This window comes from Aeromonas sp. V90_14, from assembly GCF_029967615.1.
Classification (GTDB): Bacteria; Pseudomonadota; Gammaproteobacteria; order Enterobacterales; family Aeromonadaceae; genus Aeromonas; species Aeromonas hydrophila.
The window spans coordinates 1-18,975 of sequence record NZ_JASCAS010000015.1; the positions used below are offsets into that span (position 1 = coordinate 1).

An 18,975-nucleotide genomic window follows, 5' to 3' on the forward strand; every position below is an offset into this window, starting at 1 on the left:
AAATGGGTGAGCCGGACTGTATCGACGAGCGGGACAAGTGGTTTATCAAGCTCAACTGACCGATGGGCGAGCACTCGATCGCCCTCCCGCGATGATGTGCCCCATCCATGAAGTACGTCCCTTGATATGCCGTGAATTTGAAATGGGTGAGCCGGACTGTATCGACGAGCGGGACAAGTGGTTTATCAAGCTCAATTGAGCTGCGGGTAATGATCAGCCTGCAGTGCCGTCAGACCAGCCCGGCCAGTTGCCGTTCCAGCCACTGCAGTGCCTCGTCGGTCTGCTCGAAGTAGCGGACGCCCTGAAACGGCAAACCGCTGAACACCTGATCCGCCAGATACTGCTTGAAGCTGCCTGCCAGCACCACCGCCAGAAAGGCACAACCGTTGCGGGCGCACCAGCCGAACTGGCGGCGAAAGCGGGCCAGCACCTCGGGGCCCGCCGCCTCGAACTCGGTCGCCACTTCGACGATCCCCCAGGGCGCGTCGCGCAGGCTGGCGATCTGCTGGCTGAACTGGGATTCATAGGCCATGGCCCCCGCCAGATTGAAAGGGCCGCTCGGTCGGCAGATCAGCACCTGACCTCGTCGCTGCATCTCGAAATGGCCGTGTGGTTGCAACTTCACCTCTGCCTCCTTCCCTGGATTCTTCGTAGTGCAAGCACCCTTTAATGTTGCCACAAGGTAAGGATTTATCTGCAAAAAGTCCATTCCGCCAGGCGCGAACCTGGATGGAGTGCGTCACCTGTTGACCCACTGGCGGCCTGCTCAGCACGCCTTTGTCCGCCACATCGGCCAGCTGCCATGTTCTGTTGCAGTTAACAAAACGTTACTGCTATCATCCGCGCGCCACCAACATTCCACCAACTGAAACGTTAACTCACGACGCAAGGAACAGAGATGAAAAATCGGGACGCGAACCACTATCAGCGCATCTGGCGCTGGCACTTCTATGCGGGTCTCTTCGTCGCCCCCTTCCTGATCCTGCTCTCGCTGACCGGGATCGTCTATCTGTTCAAGCCCCAGCTCGACAACCTGATGTATCCCGAGCTGATGAAGGTCGCCCCCGTCAGCCAGCCGCTCAGCGCCGATCAGCTGCTGGTCAAGGCGATGGCCGCCATGCCGGATGCCAGCCTGAGCAAGTACTTGCCACCGGTCAGCCCGGAGGCTAGCGCCCAGTTCATCGTCCGCCAGGGCGGTAGCGAGCTGACCCTGTTCCTCGATCCCGCCAGTGGCGCCCTGCTTGGCACCATGGACAACAAGTGGAATCTGCAGGCGGTGGCGCGCGCCCTGCACGCCGATCTGCTGCTCGGCACCAGCGGGGATCGGCTGATCGAGCTGGCCGCCGGCTGGGGCATAGTGCTGCTCATCAGCGGGCTCTATCTCTGGTGGCCACGCAAGGGGCCAGGGGTCGGCGGCATCCTGTGGCCGCGCTGGAGCCAGCGCGGGCGGCTCTGGTGGCGTGACCTGCACGCCGTGGTCGGTTTCTGGGGCGCCGGTTTCCTGCTGCTGCTGCTCTTGAGCGGCATGACCTGGACCGGTTTCTGGGGCGATCAGTTTGCCGCCGTCTGGAACCGCTTCCCGGCCGCCATGTGGAACGAGGTACCCAAGTCGGCGCCCCTGGCGCGCAGTCTCAACCATGCCCATCAACAGACAGTCCCCTGGGCGGTCGAGAACACCCCCATCCCCAGCTCGGCCGAGCCCAAGGCCCACGACCACAGCGCCATGGGTCACGGCGGCGAGCATGACGGCATGGTGATGGCGGAGCACCGCATCCCGCTGCAGCAGGTGGTCGACATCGCAACCGCGCGCCAGGTCACGCCGGGCTACAGCATCACACCGCCTGCTGGTGAAACCGGGGTCTATACCATCGCCATCTTTGCCGATGATCCGCGCAACGATGCCACCCTGCACATCGATCAATACAGTGGCAAGGTATTGGCCGACGTGCGCTGGCAAGACTACGGCCCGGTCGCCAAGACGGTGGAAACCGGCGTCATGCTGCACATGGGCAAGCTCTACGGCTGGCCGCACCAGCTGGCCATGCTGCTCATCTGCCTGCTGGTGTTGCTGAGCTCGGTGAGCGGGCTCTGGATCTGGTGGAGCCGCCGCCCCAGTGGTCGCCTCGCCGCCCCGCCCTTGCCTGCCAGCCTGCCGCCCATGCGCGGCGCCATTGCCCTGCTGATCCTGCTCGGTATCTGCTTCCCGCTGGTGGGCGGCTCCATGCTGGTGATCTGGCTGCTGGACAGCCTGCTCTTCGCCCGCCGTCGAGCCCCCCGGCTGGCACGGGTCAGCTAATCGACGGCCCGTGCCGCACCACATTGCTACTCAAGGAGGGCTCCCACACGGGAGCCTTTCTGCTTTCAGCGCGCCTTTACGCTTGCTCCACCAGCTGGAGGATCTTCGTCGCCTTCTCGAAGTGATCGAGGCGCTGGGTCTGGATCCACCAGGTCGCCGCCTCCATCAGCAACTCGGGGTCATCGTTGCGGTTGGCAAAAAACGCATAGAAGGAGACGCCGACCGCCTCCCCCTTCTGCGCGATTTTCTGATGGCACACCTGAATGATTTTCTGTTTGAGCGAGTCGCGCATGGCGGCGTTCCGGCCTGATAAGTGATTGGCCGACCAGCATACCCCAACCAACAAAAAGGGCTCCCGTCCGGGAGCCCTTTTGCCTTGCCGATCACATGACACCCAGTCAGGAGAGCGCCAGCCCGATGGAGAGCAGCAGGCTGTAGAGGAAGGCGCTGATGGCAGTCTTCTTGAGCGCTCCGGTCAGCACCTCGCCATCGAAACTCTGGCGCAGGGTCTTGGCGGCATCGGTGAGCGGCTTCATGGCCGGCAGGAAGATCCAGGGCCAGAAACTGGCGGGCTGGGTCAGCAGGAAGGCGATGGTAGTCAGCAACGCCGCCCCCAGCAGTACCCAGTGGTAGGCGATGGCCCGGTTGCGGCCGAGCCGCACCGCCAGGGTGATCTTGCCGCTGACCGCGTCGGTCTCGATGTCGCGCACGTTGTTGATGTTGAGCACCGCGGTGGCCAGCAGGCCGCAGGCGGTGGCCGGCAGCAGCAGATCCCACTGCAGGGTCTTGGTGAACAGGTAGTAGGAGCCAAGCACCCCGAGCAGGCCGAAGAACAAGAACACCGAGATGTCGCCGAAGCCGCGATAGCCGTAAGGAGTCTTGCCCACCGTGTAGGTGATGGCGGCCACGATGGCGGCGCCGCCGAGCAGCACGAAGGTGAGGATCTGCAGCCACTGATCGCCAAAAGCGCAGCCCAGCAGGGCGAGGCCGCTGACCACCGCGGCCAGCGCGGTCAGCGCCATGGCCACGCACATCTGCCGGCGGGTAATAAGGCCGGAGACCACGGCGCGCTGGGGGCCGATCCGTTCGCCATTGTCCGCCCCGGATACCGCATCCCCATAATCGTTGGCCAGATTGGAGAGGATCTGCAGCAGAATGGCGGTCAGCAGGGAGAGCGCCATGATGGTGCCGTCGAAGGCACCGCGGCTGGCCGCAAGCCCGGAACCCAGCAAAATGGAGGAGCACGCCAGCGGCAACGTTCGCAAACGCGCCGCCAGCAACCAAATAGATAAGGTATTTGTCATATTGTGATGGCCAAACAATCAGATATTGATCGTGTTAAGGGTTATCGAACCGGATTTCGGTATACTTGGCCCCTCGGGAGGTAGCTCCCCGGGCGATTTACATGGACGAATGGGCAGATAATATATAGGAATAATCGCTCCTTTGGCATAAACCAACGGCATCCTTCTGCAGGATGGACCGTCACTATCGGCTCATAGACGAAATCCATGTTGGCTCAGACCCATATCAAGCAACAACTGGACGCCCTGCGTCACGGCAATGCCAGCGGCTTCGTACGGCTGCGTGTGGCAATCGAGGTCAGCTCCTTTCTGGGCTGGCTCGCGGCGCAGACCCTCTATCCCCGTATCTATTGGCATGCCAGAGGACACGACCGCCCCGAATACGTGGCGCTGGGCTGCCTGCGCGAGCTGAGCGAGCCCCAGGCGATCCGCCAGGTCTGCGAACAGACCAGCCAGCCCCATGACGACAGCCCCCGCTACTATGGCGGACTGGCGTTCGACCCCACCCAGCCCGGCTGGCAGGGGTTCGGCCCCTGCCGCTTCGTGCTGCCCCGCATCGAGCTGGTGCGCCGTGGCGAGTGCGTCACCCTCTGCCTCAACCTCTGGCTGCCGGAGCAGACCGGCAGCGACGCCTTCGAGGCCGAACTGCAGGCCGCCGCCGCCGCCCTCGACGCCCTTCGGCCGGAAGCCCCTCTGCCGCCGCTGACCCGTCATTCATGGCTGCGGGAAGATTGCCCGAGCCAGCCGCAGTGGCAGACCCTGGTCGAGCAGGTCACCGCCCCCGAGTTCCAGGCCCACACCCCCAAGGTGGTGCTGTCGCGCCAGAGCCGGCTCACCCATGACGGTGCGACGCTCACGGCCGACCCGCAGGCCTTCGCCTCCTGGTCGCTGTTGGCCAGCTGGGCACAGCACGGCCAGGACTGCTTTCACTTCGGCTTCCAGTTTTCGCCCGAGCAGAGCTTCATCGCCTGCTCCCCCGAGCGGCTCTATCGCCGCGAACATCAGCACCTCTTCACCGAGGCGCTGGCGGGCACCATCCGCCGCTCCGGCGACGAGGCGACCGACGCGGCACTGGCCGCCGAGCTGCTGGCCGACAGCAAGAACCGGCTGGAAAACCGGCTGGTGCACGCCGACATCCTCAGCCGGCTGGCGCCGCTCACCACAGATGCCACCCTGACCGAGCCGCGCATTCTCAAACTGCGGCTGCTGCAGCACCTCAAGTGCGACATCGAGGCCGAGCTCAAGCCCGGCGTCTGCGACTGGCAACTGCTGGAGGCGCTGCACCCCACCCCCGCAGTGGGCGGTGCCCCGCGCGAGGCGGCGCTGGCCTTCATCCGCGAACACGAGCCCTATGATCGCGGCTGGTATGCCGGCGCCTGCGGCATGCTGAGCCGGGAGACCTCGGAGTTCTCGGTCGCCATCCGCAGCGCCCGCATCACGGCGCAGGCCATCACCCTGTTTGCCGGCGCCGGTATCGTCGCGGGTTCCGAGCCTGCCGCCGAGTGGGCCGAACTCGACAACAAGATCGCCAACGTGCTCTCCCTGCTGGGATAGCGTTTTCTCATCGTTTCCTCACTGCGAGAGCCTCATGTCCGCGCGCCAAGAGTTTGCCAGCCACCATGCCACCTTCAACCACGTCTGGTCTTCCCTCTTGCTGGAGGAGCTCTTTCGCCTCGGCGTGCGCGACATCGCGCTGGCCTCCGGCTCGCGCTCGGCGCCGCTCACCATGGCAGCCGCCGCCCACCCCGGCTTTCGCCGCCATCTGCACTTTGACGAGCGCGGCCTCGGCTTCATGGCGCTGGGGCTGGCCAAGGGCAGCGGCCGCCCGGTCGCGGTGATCATGACCTCGGGCACCGCGGTGGCCAACCTCTGGCCGGCGGTGGCCGAGGCGCAACTCACCGGCGTGCCGCTCATCATCCTCTCTGCCGACAGGCCGCCCGAACTCATCGACAACGGCGCCAACCAGGCCATCGATCAGCAGGGGATCTTCGGCCGCTACCCCGTCTATCAGCAGAACCTGCCGAGCCCCACCGCCACCATCCCGGCCGCCTTCGTGCTGAGCTCGGTGGATCAGGCGCTGGCCCAGCAGGCGCGCACGCCGGGGCCGGTGCACTTCAACTGCATGTACCCGGAGCCCCTCTATCCGGGCGACACCTATCTGGACTTCTCCGCCTACCTGGCCCCCCTCGGCGACTGGCTCCGCTCGTCCGAGCCCTGGAGCCCCTGGCAACTGGCGCAGGCCCCCTGCCCGCATCAGCCCGACTGGGACGAGCTGCAGGGCAAGCGCGGCCTCATCGTCGCCGGCCGCATCCAGGATCCCGCCCAGGCCAAGGCGGTCGCCGCCCTGGCCGAGCGGCTCGGCTGGCCACTGCTGGCTGACCTGCAGAGCCAGCTGCGCTTCGATGGCCGCAACCTGGTGCACGCCGATCTCGCCCTGCAACACAGCGGCTTCGTGGCCGAACTGGCCCGGGCCGAGGTGCTGTTGCAATTTGGCGCCCGCCTCATTTCCAAGCGGCTCGGTCAGTTCATCAAGCAGCAGCCCTGGCAGGCATACTGGCTCATCGACCCGCAGCCAGCCCGGCTCGACCCGGACTACCGGCTGCGCCGCCGCCTGCTGTGCGAACCCGGCGCCTTTGCCGCCGCCCATCCGGTGGCGCACCCGCACCTGCCCTGGCACCGGCTGGCGGAGCGCCAGCAGGCCGTGAGCCAGCAGGTGCGCAGTGCCTGCGAGCGTTTCTCCGAGCTCGGGGTGTGCCACCGCCTGAACCAATTGATCAGGGGCCAGCTGTTTGTCGGCAACAGCATGCCGGCCCGGCTGATGGACATGCTCGGCGAAGTGGGCAAGGGCCCCAGCCGGGTGATGACCAACCGCGGCGCCTCCGGCATCGACGGTCTCATCGCCACCGCCTACGGCTTCGCGCAATCGGTCCAACCGGGCAGCAATGAGCCCACCACCCTGCTGCTCGGCGATCTCAGCGCCCTGCACGATCTCAACAGCCTCGCCCTGCTTGGCAAGGCGAGCCGGCCGCTGGTGGTGATCCTGCTCAACAACGACGGCGGCAGCATCTTTCGCATGCTGCCGGTGCCGACCCAGGACGCGCTGCTGGAGACCTACTACTGCCTGCCCCACGGCCTGCACTTCGAACACGCTGCCGCCATGTTCGGCCTCCACTACCGGGCACCGGCCACCCTCGCCGACTTTGAACGGGATTACACCGCCGCGCTGGAAAAGGGGGTTACGCTGATTGAAATCAAGGTCCCCAGCAGCGAAGTCGCCGAGGATCTGAAGGCACTGGGAAGCGCGATCCGTGGCAGCTAGTGCCGACCAGCCGGCGCTGGTGCTGCTGCACGGCCTGCTCGGCGATGCCAACGACTGGCAACCCGTGCAGGCGGCCCTGGCCGGCCTCCCCAGCCTGGCGCTGGATCTGCCGGGCCACGGCAACAACCAGGCAGTGCGGGTTGCAGGGTTCGAGCAGGCCCATCGCTGGCTGTGCGACGAACTGGCCGCGCGCGGCATCGGTCGCTACCAACTGGTGGGCTATTCGCTAGGCGGGCGGCTCGCCCTCTATCACGCCAGCCAGTCGCCGGTTGGACTGCAGGCCCTGCTGCTGGAGAACTGCCATCCCGGTCTGCCACCGGCAGAGCGGCCCGCTCGCCTCGCCCACGATGAGGGCTGGGCCCGGCGCTTCGAGCAGGATCCCCTGGCGGCCGTGCTGGCCGACTGGTATCGGCAGGGGGTGTTCGCCGATCTGGGCGAGGATGCCCGCGCCCGCCAGATAGCCCGCCGCCTTGGCAACGACGGCAAGGCCGTGGCCGCCATGCTGCGCGCCACCTCCCTGGGCCAGCAGCCGGATCTCGGCCCCTGGCTGGCGCAAGGTGCGCTGCCGGTCACCTACGTGAGCGGCAAGCGGGATCACAAATTCCATCAGCTGGCTTGCCTCATGGCGAGTCAGCATCGCAAAATCAACCACTTGGAGCTGGATGGCGGCCACAATCTGCATGCCCACCAGCCTGAGACTTTTGCCCGGCTCCTTGCGGAGTGGGCCAACCAACAACAAGAAGAGAAGCGTCATGATTGAAGCAATGACTGAAGCGGAACTCTATGCCCCCGTCGAGTGGCGTGATTGCTCCGCCGGTTACGAGGATATCCTCTATCACAAGTCCGACGATGGCATTGCCAAGATCACCATCAACCGCCCCCAGGTACGCAACGCCTTCCGCCCCCGCACCGTCAAAGAGATGCTGCAGGCGCTGGCCGATGCCCGCTACGACGATCAGGTCGGCACCATCATCCTGACCGGCTTTGGCGAGAAGGCCTTCTGCGCCGGCGGTGACCAGAAGATCCGTGGCGACTACGGTGGCTATCGCGATGACGAGGGGACCCATCACCTCAACGTGCTCGACTTCCAGCGCGACATCCGCACCTGTCCGAAACCGGTGGTTGCCATGGTGGCCGGCTACGCGGTCGGTGGCGGCCACGTGCTGCACATGATGTGCGATCTGACCATCGCCGCCGACAACGCCCAGTTCGGCCAGACCGGTCCGAAAGTGGGCTCCTTCGACGGCGGCTGGGGTGCCTCCTACATGGCCCGCATCGTCGGCCAGAAGAAGGCCCGCGAGATCTGGTTCCTGTGCCGTATGTACGATGCCAAGCAAGCCCTCGACATGGGGCTGGTCAACACCGTCGTGCCGCTGGCGGAGCTGGAGCGTGAAACCGTGCGCTGGTGCCGCGAGATGCTGCAGAACAGCCCGATGGCGCTGCGCTGCCTGAAGGCCGCTCTCAACGCCGACTGCGACGGCCAGGCCGGCTTGCAGGAGCTGGCGGGGAATGCCACCATGCTGTTCTACATGACCGAAGAGGGTCAGGAAGGGCGCAACGCGTTCAACGAGAAACGCCGTCCCGACTTCTCCAAATACAAGCGGAATCCCTGATGACACTCGCTCTCTATCGCTACCAACTGCCTTTTACCCAGCCCCTGACCTTTCATGGCAAGGTGGAGGTGGCGCGAGAGGGCCTGCTGGTCCGCGTTGACGACGGCTGGGGGGAAATCGCCCCCCTGCCCGGCTTCTCCCGCGAGAGCCTGGCCGAGGCACAAGCCGAAGCCATCACCTGTCTGGAGCGGCTGGCGGCGGGGCAAGAGATCGCCCCGCAGCTCCCTTCGGTGCAATTCGGGCTGGACTGCGCCCGCCGCTGCTGGCCTGCCCAGACCACCCCGCTGCCGGAGCCTTATCCGCTTATCCAGGGTTCCCCCCAGGAGCTGCTCAAGCACTGGAAGAACTGGCTGCACAAGACCCCCAGCAAGGCCAAGCTGAAAGTGGCCCGCTATCCCATGCGCGACGAGCTGGCGTTGATCCGCCTGCTGTGCGACCGCATCCCTACCCTCAAGCTGGTGCTGGACGCCAACCAGGGCTGGACCCGCGAGGAGGCCTGGGCCTTCTGCGGCCATCTGGATCCAAACCGGATCGAGTACCTGGAAGACCCCTGCGCCGACTTTGCCGACATCGCCTTCGTGGCCAATCGTACCGGCATGCCGGTGGCCATCGACGAGCTGCTGGCCCAGGGCAAGCCGTGGGAGCCCATCCCCCAGCTGCGCGCCCTGGTGCTCAAGCCCACCCTGCTCGGCTCCCTGGCCCACTGCGAGGCACTGGTTGCCCGCGCTCGCGAGCTGCGCCTCAAGGTGATCGTCTCCTCCTGCTTCGAATCCGGCCTCGGCCTGAACCAGCTGTTCCATCTGGCGGGCGAATGGGCGCCGGATCAGGCCCCCGGCCTGGATACCAAACGCTGGCTGGCCGCCGATCTGCTGGACGCGACCGGCAAACCCGACCTGAGCCTGCTGGAGCCCCTGTTTCACCGTGACTGAAGGGGCCTGCATGCCACCGCTATCTGACCATCACCACCCTCTGCAACCCTGCCCGGTGCGTCACTGGGCGAGGTCCGCCCCGGACCGCATCGCCATTCACGCCGCCGACCCGCTCACCTACCAACGGCTGGATGCCAGACTCAACGGCCTGTGCCGACAGCTGGGGCAGGCGGGCCTGCAGGCCGGTGATCGCCTCGCTGCCGTGGTGCGCGGCGCCCTGCCCGACCTGTTGCTGGCCTGGGCCTGTGTGCGCAGCGGCATCGTCTTCTGCCCGCTCAATCCTGCCTTTCCATTGACGCGGCAAGCGGAGCTGGCGGCCCTGCTCGCCGTCAAGGCCTGCTGGTCGGCAGGCGAGATCCCGACCGGCAACTGGCAGCCACTGCGGCTCGACTTCACCCATGAACTGGTGGCGGATGAAGGCGGCTGCATGCTGGATCCAGCCCGGCTCAACAACATGATCCTCACCTCGGGTTCCAGCGGCACACCCAAGGCCGTGGTACACCGGCTGGCCAATCATCTGGCCTCGGCGCGGGGCTCGGCCGCCGTGATCCCGCTCGACGCCGAGTGCGGCTGGTTGCTTTCCCTGCCGCTGTTTCATGTCGGCGGTTACGCCATCCTGTTCCGGGTCTTTTTGGCGGGTGCAGCCCTGGTGCTGGACGATCGCCGCCGCCCGCTCAGGGAGCGGCTCGAGCAGCAACCCATCACCCATCTCTCCCTGGTGCCGACCCAGCTCTGGCGACTGCTGGCGGAGGGCTTCGATCCCGTCAGAACCCGGCTGCGCGAGCTGCTGCTCGGCGGCGCCGCCATTCCCCAGCCCCTGGTGAACCGGCTGAGCGCCATGGGGCTGGTGCCCAAGGTGAGTTACGGCCTCTCCGAGATGGGCAGCCAGGTCTGCACCGGTCGGCCGTCCACCGCTGGCGTGGTGGGCAAGGCGCTGCCGGGACGGGAGGTCTGCATCCAGCAGGGGGAGATCTGCGTGCGCGGTGACACCCTGTTTGCCGGCTATTTCAACGCAGGTGGGCTGGAGCGGCCGCTCGATGAGGCAGGCTGGTTCCACACCCGCGACAAGGGGTATTTCACCGTCGATGGCGAACTGGTGGTGGAGGGGCGGCTCGACAACCTCTTCATCTCCGGCGGTGAGAACATCCAGCCGGAGACCATAGAGCAGCGACTGGTGGATCACCCCGCCGTGGCGCAGGTGCTGGTGGTGCCGGTACCAAGCGATGAGTGGGGGCAGAGGCCGGCCGCCTTCATCGACTGGCATGGCGAACCTGTGCCCCCTGCCGAGCTGGCGGCCTGGATCCGGCAGGTTCTGCCCGGTTTCATGGTGCCGGACCAGTGGCACCCCTGGCCCGATCTGGGCGGTCACCTCAAGCCGCAGCGCAAGCAATATCAGAATATTCTTAAGGCGCAATAATCACTCCTGCGACAGGACCTGGCATGCAGGAGTCATCCAAATACGCACATTATTCGAAAGAAAATGCTGGCGGTGTCAAAATCTTCCTCACAGGCCCAAGTAAGTGAGAACGATTACATAAATGGCTATTTTTTTGCACGTTTTTTGAACTGAATTAATTACCTGTAGTACCATATCCGCCATCATGCATTTCAATGGAAAGGTAACCGTTTGATAGTTAAAGACATTGTCAATTTTGCATTATTTGAACAAAGACTGCATGGTGGTAAAATGCTCTCCTTGGCAGTAAGGCGAGTCACACATGAGTAACAAAAATTATAAAATTGCAGAGGAGATATTTTTCTCCGCGGCAATATTCCGGCTCTCTAAGGGAGAAAAGGACATCAAGCTCAGCAACAAAGAAGCCGAGCTGCTCGAAATGCTGTGTGATGAGGCAGGCAGTGTCATTCCAAGAAGCAAACTGCAAGATGCCTTGTGGCCAAACCAGGACAATACCGATACCAACCTGAACCGGCAGATCCTCTCATTGAGAAGAAAGCTGGAATCATTCGGTTTGATGGATGCGATTGATACCATCCCACGCGTGGGATATATCTTTTGTGCCCCTATTGAGGCCGCTGGAGAGACCGAAGAAGCTGCACCAAATGAAGAAACTCAAGCGGCGAATCCTTCTCATGCGCCTCAGGCCAGACGGCAATATACTCGCCGCAAATATGACCGCTATTTCAGCCCAAAGCGTATTCTGCTGTTTGCTCTGCTGCTGGTCTCACTGACTTCGCTGGCCATCGTCATCTATAACTATGCGACGGCAAATACGCTGCGCACCATCAATCTCAGCCAGATTTCCCTCTATATGACCAGCGAGACGGAAAAAGCGCTGAATGTGAAAATCGATTCGCTGACCCCCTTGATACAGCGTGTTTCGCGCAAGGCGGATGAACAGGTTTCCATTCTGGTCGGTAAAGAAGCCATCAGCTATTTCTCCATCGACAATAACAGCAGGAAATTATCCGAGAATGTCTTTCTGCTGCGCAGCGGTCATCCAGTGGCGGAAGAAGTACAATGTGTGATCACCACCATGACCCAGCAGGGAGACAATGTTTCCCACAACTATTACAACAATCCAGATACCACAGTCCGTTATCACAGCAATTGCCAGGCGCCGGACAACTGGGTGGAGATGACCAGAAAGAGCAAGTTCATTGTCACCATGAACAGGGAAATAGTGGTGGCAACCGTGATCGCCACCGACAATCAGGGTAAAACACTGTTCAATCTGGATTCCGTCGGGGATCTGGAGCGGGATGATGGCGATATTTCGGTCGAGGTGAAAAATACCATCGTCAATTTCATTGATCAGCAGGCACTGACCAGCAATGGCATGGTGGCGACTTTGGTTGCGGCGCTGACGCCACCCAAACAAACGGCACAATTTGTTCAGTTGCCGGGCGGCATTTACCTCTCCAATTATCTGGGTGGCGTCATCACCTGGCCCAGCCTCGGCAATTCAAAGGTCATCCAGCGCAACGACCTCTGAGTTTATTCATAAGCAACGATGAAGTTGGCAACGGCAGAATAGTCACCTGGCTGGATGTTCTTGGCCGCCAGCGCGTCCGGGTGCCCTTCCACCCGGGCAAAGAATTGCAGTTCATTGTCTGCGCTGCCGCCCAGCAAATAACCGCGGGAGGGTGTGCCCAGATCCAGGGGTGTCTGGGTCACGTCATACAAGCGGATGCCGGCGCCCTTGGCAATGCCTGCGGTAAAGGCCAGCCCGCCGCTGAGCTGGGCATCCTTCGAGCCGGTAAAGGTCACCTTGGCCATGCGGAAAATCCCCGGCTTGCAGTTGGTCAGGCGGATGGAGAAAGGCACCTGCTCCCCGGCCCCGTTGGCATAGAGCTGCTTGACATCGACCACCCCCATCTCGACCTCCTGCTCAAGGGATTCGGGGGAGACCACACAGGGCTGGTCGATGATACGACCATGGAGATTGAGCTCTCCACCAAGAAGTTCAAGGTCATCAGCCGCTGCATTGACCCACAGCGGGAAAATCAGCAACCCCAAACAGCCTAAGCGCAACATATCGACTCCTACTGGAATGAGGCAACAATGGTACCGGTTGCATAGAAATCACCGGCAGCGACTTCAGCACCGGCTGGACTTATCGGGGCGGCAATAAACCCCCAGTCACCGATATTTCCCTGCATGGATACTGGATACCAGTCATTCAGATTCAGTGTCGAGCCATCCAGCTGTTTGAATTTGATGCCAAGATTATTGATAACATCACCACCTTTATATCCATCTCGAGTGGTTCTGAGATAACTCTGGCTAAATGATGTGGGTTTACCAGAAATGGCGAGGTTTATTTTCAATGGCTTATCCTTATCAAATTCCCCACCACTGCAGACGAAGTTAAGTGGTACTGTTTTTTCAAAATTGTTGCCATCCAACCCTGTGCCAGGTAAATCACCGAATTCGACCTCAATCGTCTGCCCTCCATTGATAGTGCACTTTTCTGGCACATACAGCACGGAGGATTTGATAACGATCCTGGACATGACTTCATTATTGAAACCGACATCTGTTTTACCCAGACGGCCAAACATTTCGACTATTTCATGGTCAGCAATGTGCACACCATTGATAATGGGCTTGCGAACGCGGAATGTTACCTTTCCCTTGCTACCACTGCGAAAGCCGAAGGTTGCAGAACCATTTCGTTTACGGCACGTGAACTGCCCTCTGTTGGACTCCTCATTGAAAGGCGCATTCACATATTCCTTGCGATTCCCTTCAATCCAGATATCAACCTTGAGATCGAGAAACTCATTTAATTTAACGTACCCACCACCGACACTGGGCAGTCCGGCACTCATGACCGCTTTGTAATAAAATGGCTGGTTAATAATATCTTGATCAGGACATATGGCCGTACCATTATATGTTCCGGCCAGATCCCAACCAAACTCCTTCAGAGCCCCAGTCTGGTTGGCAATATCTTCCTTGGTCAGCTCAATGTCATAGGTCTTGGTATCGGCCCTGACTTCACCGTTAATAGCCAGCGCCGGCATGGACAAGAACATGATACCAAGTACACCCGTACGCAATATCATCTTCATTTCTCCTTCACTGCTTTACAGGCATTGCCTGTGCACTGGTATTTGATATCCATATATCCGCCATAGTCATTGACGTAGCTGATCACAAATTCATTGCCCAGTGCTTCCGGGATGGTGACCGTCTGCTCTGACTTGGGGGCAACCATAAAGGCCGAGAAGCCCTTCATCGCGGTTCTCCCTTTGCCCTGCGGATGGCCGAGGCCCACGTAGGTGATGTAGTAAGGAGTCGGGTTGTTGACCTTGAGGGCCTTGCCCTGCTTGGTGATCAGCACCTGATCCTGCCAGATGGCTCCGCGCTCGGGCAGGATGGCCTCGGGGCGGTAGAACAGCTTGATCTTGGACTGCACGGCAATCTGCATCACGTTGCTCTTCTCGCTCTTGGGCGGGATCTCGCGCAGATTGAAGTAGTAGATGGACTCGCGATCCTTGGGCAGGCTGTCGATGGCCGGCACGCTGGCGATCCGCACGATGGACTTCTGGTTCGCATCCACTCGCTGTACCGGTGGCAGTACCGCGAAGGGAGATGCGATCTTCTGGCCCTGGGCATCTTCAATCCAGGACTGCGCCAGGTAGGGCAGCTTCTGGTTCTCGTTCTTGATGTTGAGACTGATGGACTTGGCACCGCCCGGATAGACGACACGAGTACGGTCCAGCACGATGGCAGCGCTGACGTTGAGCGAGGTCATGCCCAGCACGGCCAGACAGGTATAAGAGAGCAGCTTTTTCATCGGTATCCCATTACTTGCAAGTGAGAGTCTTCATCGACAGATCGGTTACTTGTTGCGGTGCCACTATCTTGCACTGGCGGGCGCCGCCCCAGGAGAGTTCAAACGCTTCATTCGGTTTCACCCCGGTCAGATAGACCAGGCCATCTTCATCCACCACCGAGAGCACCCGGCCGGAATCCTTGACGACGGTGGCGCCAAACGGCGGCACTGAACCATCGGGCAGTTTGACGTTGGCCAGCAGCTTGAACCCTTCGGCCATTTCGAAGGCATTATACCCAATTGCGCCCTCGGTCAGGGTTCCCTGCTTGATGGCGTTCATCGCATCGATGTCGTCGCCCAGCTGATCCACATCCACCCGGGTGTCGCTCTTGCGATAATCGGTCATGTCGCTGATCACCGCGACGCCAAAGCGGTTGGTCACGGCGCGGCCATTGTTGAAGGAGACGCCGGAGGTCTTGTCGGTATCCACCATCATGCGGGTACCGCCACGACGGGTCGCCTGGTGCAGGGCTGCACCGTGCTGGGTCGCCGTCAGACCGCCACGCAGGCTGGCGCCGACCGAGGTGTATTCGCTCTCCACGCTGTAGGCATTGAGGCTGACCGCCCCGATGTCGCTGTTGTGGTTGTAGTAGCCCCGCGCCACGGCATGGCCGTTGCTCTGCACGCCCGCCCCCAGCTGATAGGTATCGTCGGGCCGGCTGTAATCCTGATAGGTGGCCAGATGGGTGACCTTGCCATTGGAGGACTGCACGCTGTATCCCGCGCTCTTTCTGTCCCCGATCGGCATGCTCAGGGTCAGCATGACGCTCTTGTCATCCTCGTAGTTCTCGGTCTTGGTCTTGTAGGCCGACACATAGACGGAGACATCCTTGAAGCTGCCGATGCTCACGTTCTTGTTGATGGTGAGGCCGTAGCGATCCTCGGCATCGTGCTCCCAATAAGTTCTGTGGGTGTAGTCCAGATAGACAGTCAGCGCCTTGGCCGCATCCTCCGCCCAGAAGGTCTTGTTGGCGGTGATGGTGTAGAGCTCCTTGTCACCCCAGGTGTTGTAGTCATCGCTCGAGGTCGTTTCGTTCTTCTCCAGCCGCTCCTTGTTGCTCAGGAACTGCGACATGGTCATGAAGTTGTGCTGAGAGAAGCGATAACCGGCGAAGGTGATCGAGCTGTTGTATTCATCAAACTGCTTGGCGTAGTTCACCCGCACCGACTGGCCAATCTTGGTCGACAGGCCCGGCAGCTTGGCGATGGACTGGGTCAGGTCGGCCGAGATGGCGCCGAAGGCATAGAGATCGCGACCGATACCCAGCCCCATGGAGTTGTATTCACCCGCAACCAGGCTGCCACCGTACAGCGACCAGGAGTTGGCCACCCCCCAGGAGAAATCTCCGGTCACAAAGGCCGGACCGTGCACATCATGAACCGAATCAGTCTGTTCTGAAGGGGCACCGACCGCCAGGTTGTATCGAACGTAGCCGGGGCGAGTCAGATAGGGGACGGTCGCGGTGTCGACCTGGAACGAGTTGACGCTGCCATCCTGCTCTTCTACCCGCACGTCGAGGCGGCCGCGTACCGAGCTGTCCAGCCCCTGGATGCGAAACGGACCAGCCGGCACGTTGGTCTCATAGAGGATGCGGCCGGACTGGGAGATGGTGACCTTGGCGTTGGTCTTGGCGATGCCGCTCACTTCCGGCGCATAGCCCTGCAGGCTCGGCGGCAGCATGCGCTCGTCATTGGCCAGGTTGACGCCGGTATAGCGGAAGCCGTCGATCAGCTGGGAGTTGAGCTGCTGCTCGCCCACCGTCAGCTTGGCAGCCATATTCGGCAGCGGACGATAGGCATAGATGCGGTTCAGCTCGGAAGTGGTCCGCTCGTTGTCACCCCAGTAGGCATTGGCCTGGTAGTCGCCCCGCAGGCGCCAGGCGCCATAGTTGAACCCCAGGGTACCGTAGCTGCTGATGTTGCGGTTGGAGTAACCATCCCCTTCGTTGACCTGGGCATTGATGTTGTAGTCCAGCATCATCCCCGGGATCCCCTCATCCCACTGTTCGGGCGGAATCCAGTTGGGATCGCTGTACTTCATCCACGCCTGGGGCACGGCGATGCGCAGCAAGCCGTTACCTATGTCGTTCGCGATCACCACGCCGTCCAGCGCCAGCAGGTTGGCACACTGGCCATCGTGCCAGGTATCGATCTTGGCGATGGCCTCATCGGTCAGCGCCAGCTTGGGGATCACCTCTTGCGGCAGGCAAGCCACCCCACCCTTTCCCTTGCCGGTATCGGTCTCGTAGAAAGGGATCTTCTGCAGGGGCAGCTTGTTCTTGTTGACCTCGATCTCGAGGTAGTAGTCGCCGGGCAGGATGTAACCTTCGTCGGCAAACTGGGAGAGGTCGATCTTGGTCCGTTCGTCCAGATCGAGCGCATCAATATTAAACTCCGTTTCTGCCCATGCGTGATTTGCCACCGCCATCAGGCCGGGCACGCATAGCATGAAAACCTTTTTTGAATAATGTTTTTTTCTCACAGAGTCTGATGTTGAAACGCTCATATTTTCACTCTAGGAATTGCATAACGGTCTCACGTAATGAGGTATCTACACTAAGCAATTGGCTTGCTTACATATAATTGAGTTCAAACAACGTCGTACTGTCTTGGAAAAACAGCTGACTGCTGGTGAGCCCCAAATTGAATTCCAGATCACTGTTGACGATATCCGAGACAATAAAACGCTCGCCGGATACCTTGTGATATTGGCCGTTGTTAAGAATACCGAGCTCATCGCTCATGGCACCGCGCACGGACATGGAAATAAACGGCAGTGATGCCACCGTCGCCCCCTCGACCTGACAGCCGCTGATTTTCAGCGTGCCCGGCTGCCGAGCCTGCAGCGGAATGCTGCGCAGCACCTCCAGCGTGCAGCCCGATTCAGCCAGTCCATCCGTGCGTTCGTTGGCGTGGACTGATCCCGCCATCATCACCAGCTGCAGCACCATGGCTGCCATCATTGAAGTTTTCATGAGCAAGGTTCGATGTGAGGAGACAGAATGTGTGAGGTTGTGGTGGCTCACACCACCACAACCCTGGTCACACGTTAAGGCACTCTATTACTCGTAGGAGAGAGTAAAGTTGGTCACTGCAGTGAAAGCGCCGGCTTTCAGCGGGTTGGCGGTCTGATCGGCATAACCTTTCAGTACGGCGCTGAAGGGCAGCTCGTTGTCACCATTGGTCAGAGCGAAAGCGGCTGTCGGGGTACCCAGCACGATCGGGGCACCACCCGGAGCGGTCATCTTGATACCAGCACCGGCAGCTTGACCACCACCAATAACCAGCAGGCTGTCATCGATTGTGTCCTTGATACCACTGAAGGTCACCTTGACGGCATCTTCCTTGTCGGAAATTTCACAGTTCAGCAGCTTGATGCTGAACGGCTTGGAGTTGGACTCGCCACCGTTGGCCAGCTCTTTGGTGCTGATCTGACCCATTTCAACTACCTGGTCAACAGACTCAGGAGCAACGGAGCAAGGAGCGTTGATGATTTCACCGTTGAAGGTGACTTTACCTGAACCGGTGGTGCCAGCAGCAAAAGCAGTGCCGCACAGCAGCATGGAACCAACACCCATAGCAACCAGAATCTTGTTAGCTTTCATTCGTTTATACCTACATTAACGTGTGTTGTACTGCATCACTCCAATCATGCTGGAGTCACGATCTTCAGTGATGCCGCGATATGCAGCACAGCAACTGCTGGTGCTCAACCTCTCATTAAGCCGGTGAGAGGTCATGCCAATAATCAGCTGTGCCTTTTAAGGTTTATTTAAATAAGCAAAAGCAGCACACCGCATCAGGGGCAGTTCCCGCTACACCTCATCTGCACAACTACATACATCCCTGTCGTCTGCGCAGAAAGCCGTGTTCCGCTTTTGCTTGACGAACAAATTAACGACTCATTTGATGCGCATCAAATACATTTTGATTTATATAAATTATTTTATAAACACTTTAAAAACAAACGCTTACAAACAACCAAGAACACGTTTAGATATCATGAAATAAATAACGTTCATATAAAGAACATCTATCTCAATATTCTCAGGTGGTGAATTTAAAATCACTCACAACAAGTTAACAAAAACACAACTAAAATAACTGCAGGATATTTGATAATAGTTATCACCCACCTTGCCAACCGCCTCCAAAGAGGTAATCAGGTAATCAGGTAATCAGGTAATCAGGTAATCAGGTAATCAGGTAAT

The 18,975-nt window shown here is 60.4% G+C and carries 17 protein-coding genes and 1 pseudogene; 9 read left to right on the plus strand and 9 right to left on the minus strand.

Translation table 11 applies throughout. The features are described 5' to 3' along the window. Nucleotides 1–52 precede the first annotated feature (52 nt). Nucleotides 53–199 (plus strand): annotated as a pseudogene (locus tag QLG02_RS09985) (YkgJ family cysteine cluster protein); the annotation flags it as partial. A gap of 30 nt (nt 200–229) precedes the next feature. Here the strand turns inward: QLG02_RS09985 and QLG02_RS09990 are convergent. Next, complete coding sequence (locus QLG02_RS09990) at nt 230–625, minus strand: hypothetical protein (RefSeq protein ID WP_282465095.1); 396 nt, start codon at nt 623–625, stop codon at nt 230–232. 273 nt (nt 626–898) lie between these two features. Here QLG02_RS09990 and QLG02_RS09995 point away from each other — a divergent pair, with 273 nt between their 5' ends. Beyond that, complete coding sequence (locus tag QLG02_RS09995; RefSeq protein ID WP_282465096.1) at nt 899–2,296, plus strand: PepSY domain-containing protein; 1,398 nt, start codon at nt 899–901, stop codon at nt 2,294–2,296. Between the two features lie 76 nt (nt 2,297–2,372). Here the strand turns inward: QLG02_RS09995 and QLG02_RS10000 are convergent, their stop codons facing one another. Together QLG02_RS10000 and QLG02_RS10005 are read right to left on the minus strand one after the other, a co-directional pair. Continuing rightward, on the minus strand, nt 2,373–2,588 hold the full coding sequence (locus QLG02_RS10000; RefSeq protein WP_268014277.1) for a DUF6500 family protein: 216 nt from the start codon (nt 2,586–2,588) through the stop codon (nt 2,373–2,375). Nucleotides 2,589–2,694: 106 nt separating this feature from the next. Further along, on the minus strand, nt 2,695–3,600 hold the full coding sequence (locus tag QLG02_RS10005; RefSeq protein WP_024943656.1) for a 1,4-dihydroxy-2-naphthoate polyprenyltransferase: 906 nt from the start codon (nt 3,598–3,600) through the stop codon (nt 2,695–2,697). A 207-nt stretch (nt 3,601–3,807) separates the two neighbouring features. Between QLG02_RS10005 and QLG02_RS10010 the strand changes: the two genes are divergently transcribed. From QLG02_RS10010 to QLG02_RS10040, 7 genes are all read left to right on the plus strand, one after another. Beyond that, a complete protein-coding gene (locus tag QLG02_RS10010; protein WP_282465097.1) occupies nt 3,808–5,154 on the plus strand; it encodes an isochorismate synthase in 1,347 nt (448 codons plus the stop codon). 34 nt (nt 5,155–5,188) lie between these two features. Then, nucleotides 5,189–6,919, plus strand: coding sequence for a 2-succinyl-5-enolpyruvyl-6-hydroxy-3-cyclohexene-1-carboxylic-acid synthase (gene menD / locus QLG02_RS10015; RefSeq protein WP_042066132.1), 1,731 nt, complete (start codon nt 5,189–5,191; stop codon nt 6,917–6,919). Beyond that, entirely contained in the window at nt 6,909–7,679 is a 771-nt protein-coding gene (menH, locus tag QLG02_RS10020) for a 2-succinyl-6-hydroxy-2,4-cyclohexadiene-1-carboxylate synthase (RefSeq protein WP_282465098.1), read from the plus strand. Before menD ends, menH begins: the two co-directional genes overlap by 11 nt. Before the next feature lie 4 nt (nt 7,680–7,683). Continuing rightward, on the plus strand, nt 7,684–8,532 hold the full coding sequence (gene menB, locus QLG02_RS10025) for a 1,4-dihydroxy-2-naphthoyl-CoA synthase (protein WP_016349300.1): 849 nt from the start codon (nt 7,684–7,686) through the stop codon (nt 8,530–8,532). After that, nucleotides 8,532–9,461 (plus strand): o-succinylbenzoate synthase, encoded by a 930-nt coding sequence (menC, locus tag QLG02_RS10030; RefSeq protein WP_282465099.1) that lies wholly within the window; start codon nt 8,532–8,534, stop codon nt 9,459–9,461. Before menB ends, menC begins: the two co-directional genes overlap by 1 nt. Nucleotides 9,462–9,471: 10 nt before the next feature. Then, a complete protein-coding gene (locus QLG02_RS10035; protein ID WP_282465100.1) occupies nt 9,472–10,878 on the plus strand; it encodes a 2-succinylbenzoate--CoA ligase in 1,407 nt (468 codons plus the stop codon). Between the two features lie 301 nt (nt 10,879–11,179). Then, on the plus strand, nt 11,180–12,415 hold the full coding sequence (locus tag QLG02_RS10040; RefSeq protein ID WP_282465101.1) for a winged helix-turn-helix domain-containing protein: 1,236 nt from the start codon (nt 11,180–11,182) through the stop codon (nt 12,413–12,415). Nucleotides 12,416–12,417: 2 nt separating this feature from the next. On the opposite strand, the gene QLG02_RS10045 is transcribed toward QLG02_RS10040, so the two are convergent. The 6 genes from QLG02_RS10045 to QLG02_RS10070 all read right to left on the minus strand — a co-directional run bounded on the left by QLG02_RS10045 (nt 12,418) and on the right by QLG02_RS10070 (nt 18,369). Beyond that, nucleotides 12,418–12,957 (minus strand): fimbrial protein, encoded by a 540-nt coding sequence (locus QLG02_RS10045; RefSeq protein WP_101149851.1) that lies wholly within the window; start codon nt 12,955–12,957, stop codon nt 12,418–12,420. An 8-nt stretch (nt 12,958–12,965) separates the two neighbouring features. Beyond that, nucleotides 12,966–13,991 carry a fimbrial protein gene (locus tag QLG02_RS10050; RefSeq protein ID WP_041216178.1) on the minus strand — a complete coding sequence of 342 codons (1,026 nt, stop codon included), beginning with the start codon at nt 13,989–13,991 and terminating at the stop codon, nt 12,966–12,968. A 2-nt stretch (nt 13,992–13,993) separates the two neighbouring features. Further along, entirely contained in the window at nt 13,994–14,725 is a 732-nt protein-coding gene (locus QLG02_RS10055; protein ID WP_041216177.1) for a molecular chaperone, read from the minus strand. Nucleotides 14,726–14,735: 10 nt separating this feature from the next. Further along, a complete protein-coding gene (locus QLG02_RS10060; RefSeq protein ID WP_348994628.1) occupies nt 14,736–17,270 on the minus strand; it encodes a fimbria/pilus outer membrane usher protein in 2,535 nt (844 codons plus the stop codon). A 67-nt stretch (nt 17,271–17,337) separates the two neighbouring features. Next, on the minus strand, nt 17,338–17,727 hold the full coding sequence (locus QLG02_RS10065) for a hypothetical protein (RefSeq protein ID WP_162516644.1): 390 nt from the start codon (nt 17,725–17,727) through the stop codon (nt 17,338–17,340). A 99-nt stretch (nt 17,728–17,826) separates the two neighbouring features. After that, a complete protein-coding gene (locus QLG02_RS10070) occupies nt 17,827–18,369 on the minus strand; it encodes a fimbrial protein (RefSeq protein WP_124252484.1) in 543 nt (180 codons plus the stop codon). Nucleotides 18,370–18,975 lie beyond the last annotated feature (606 nt).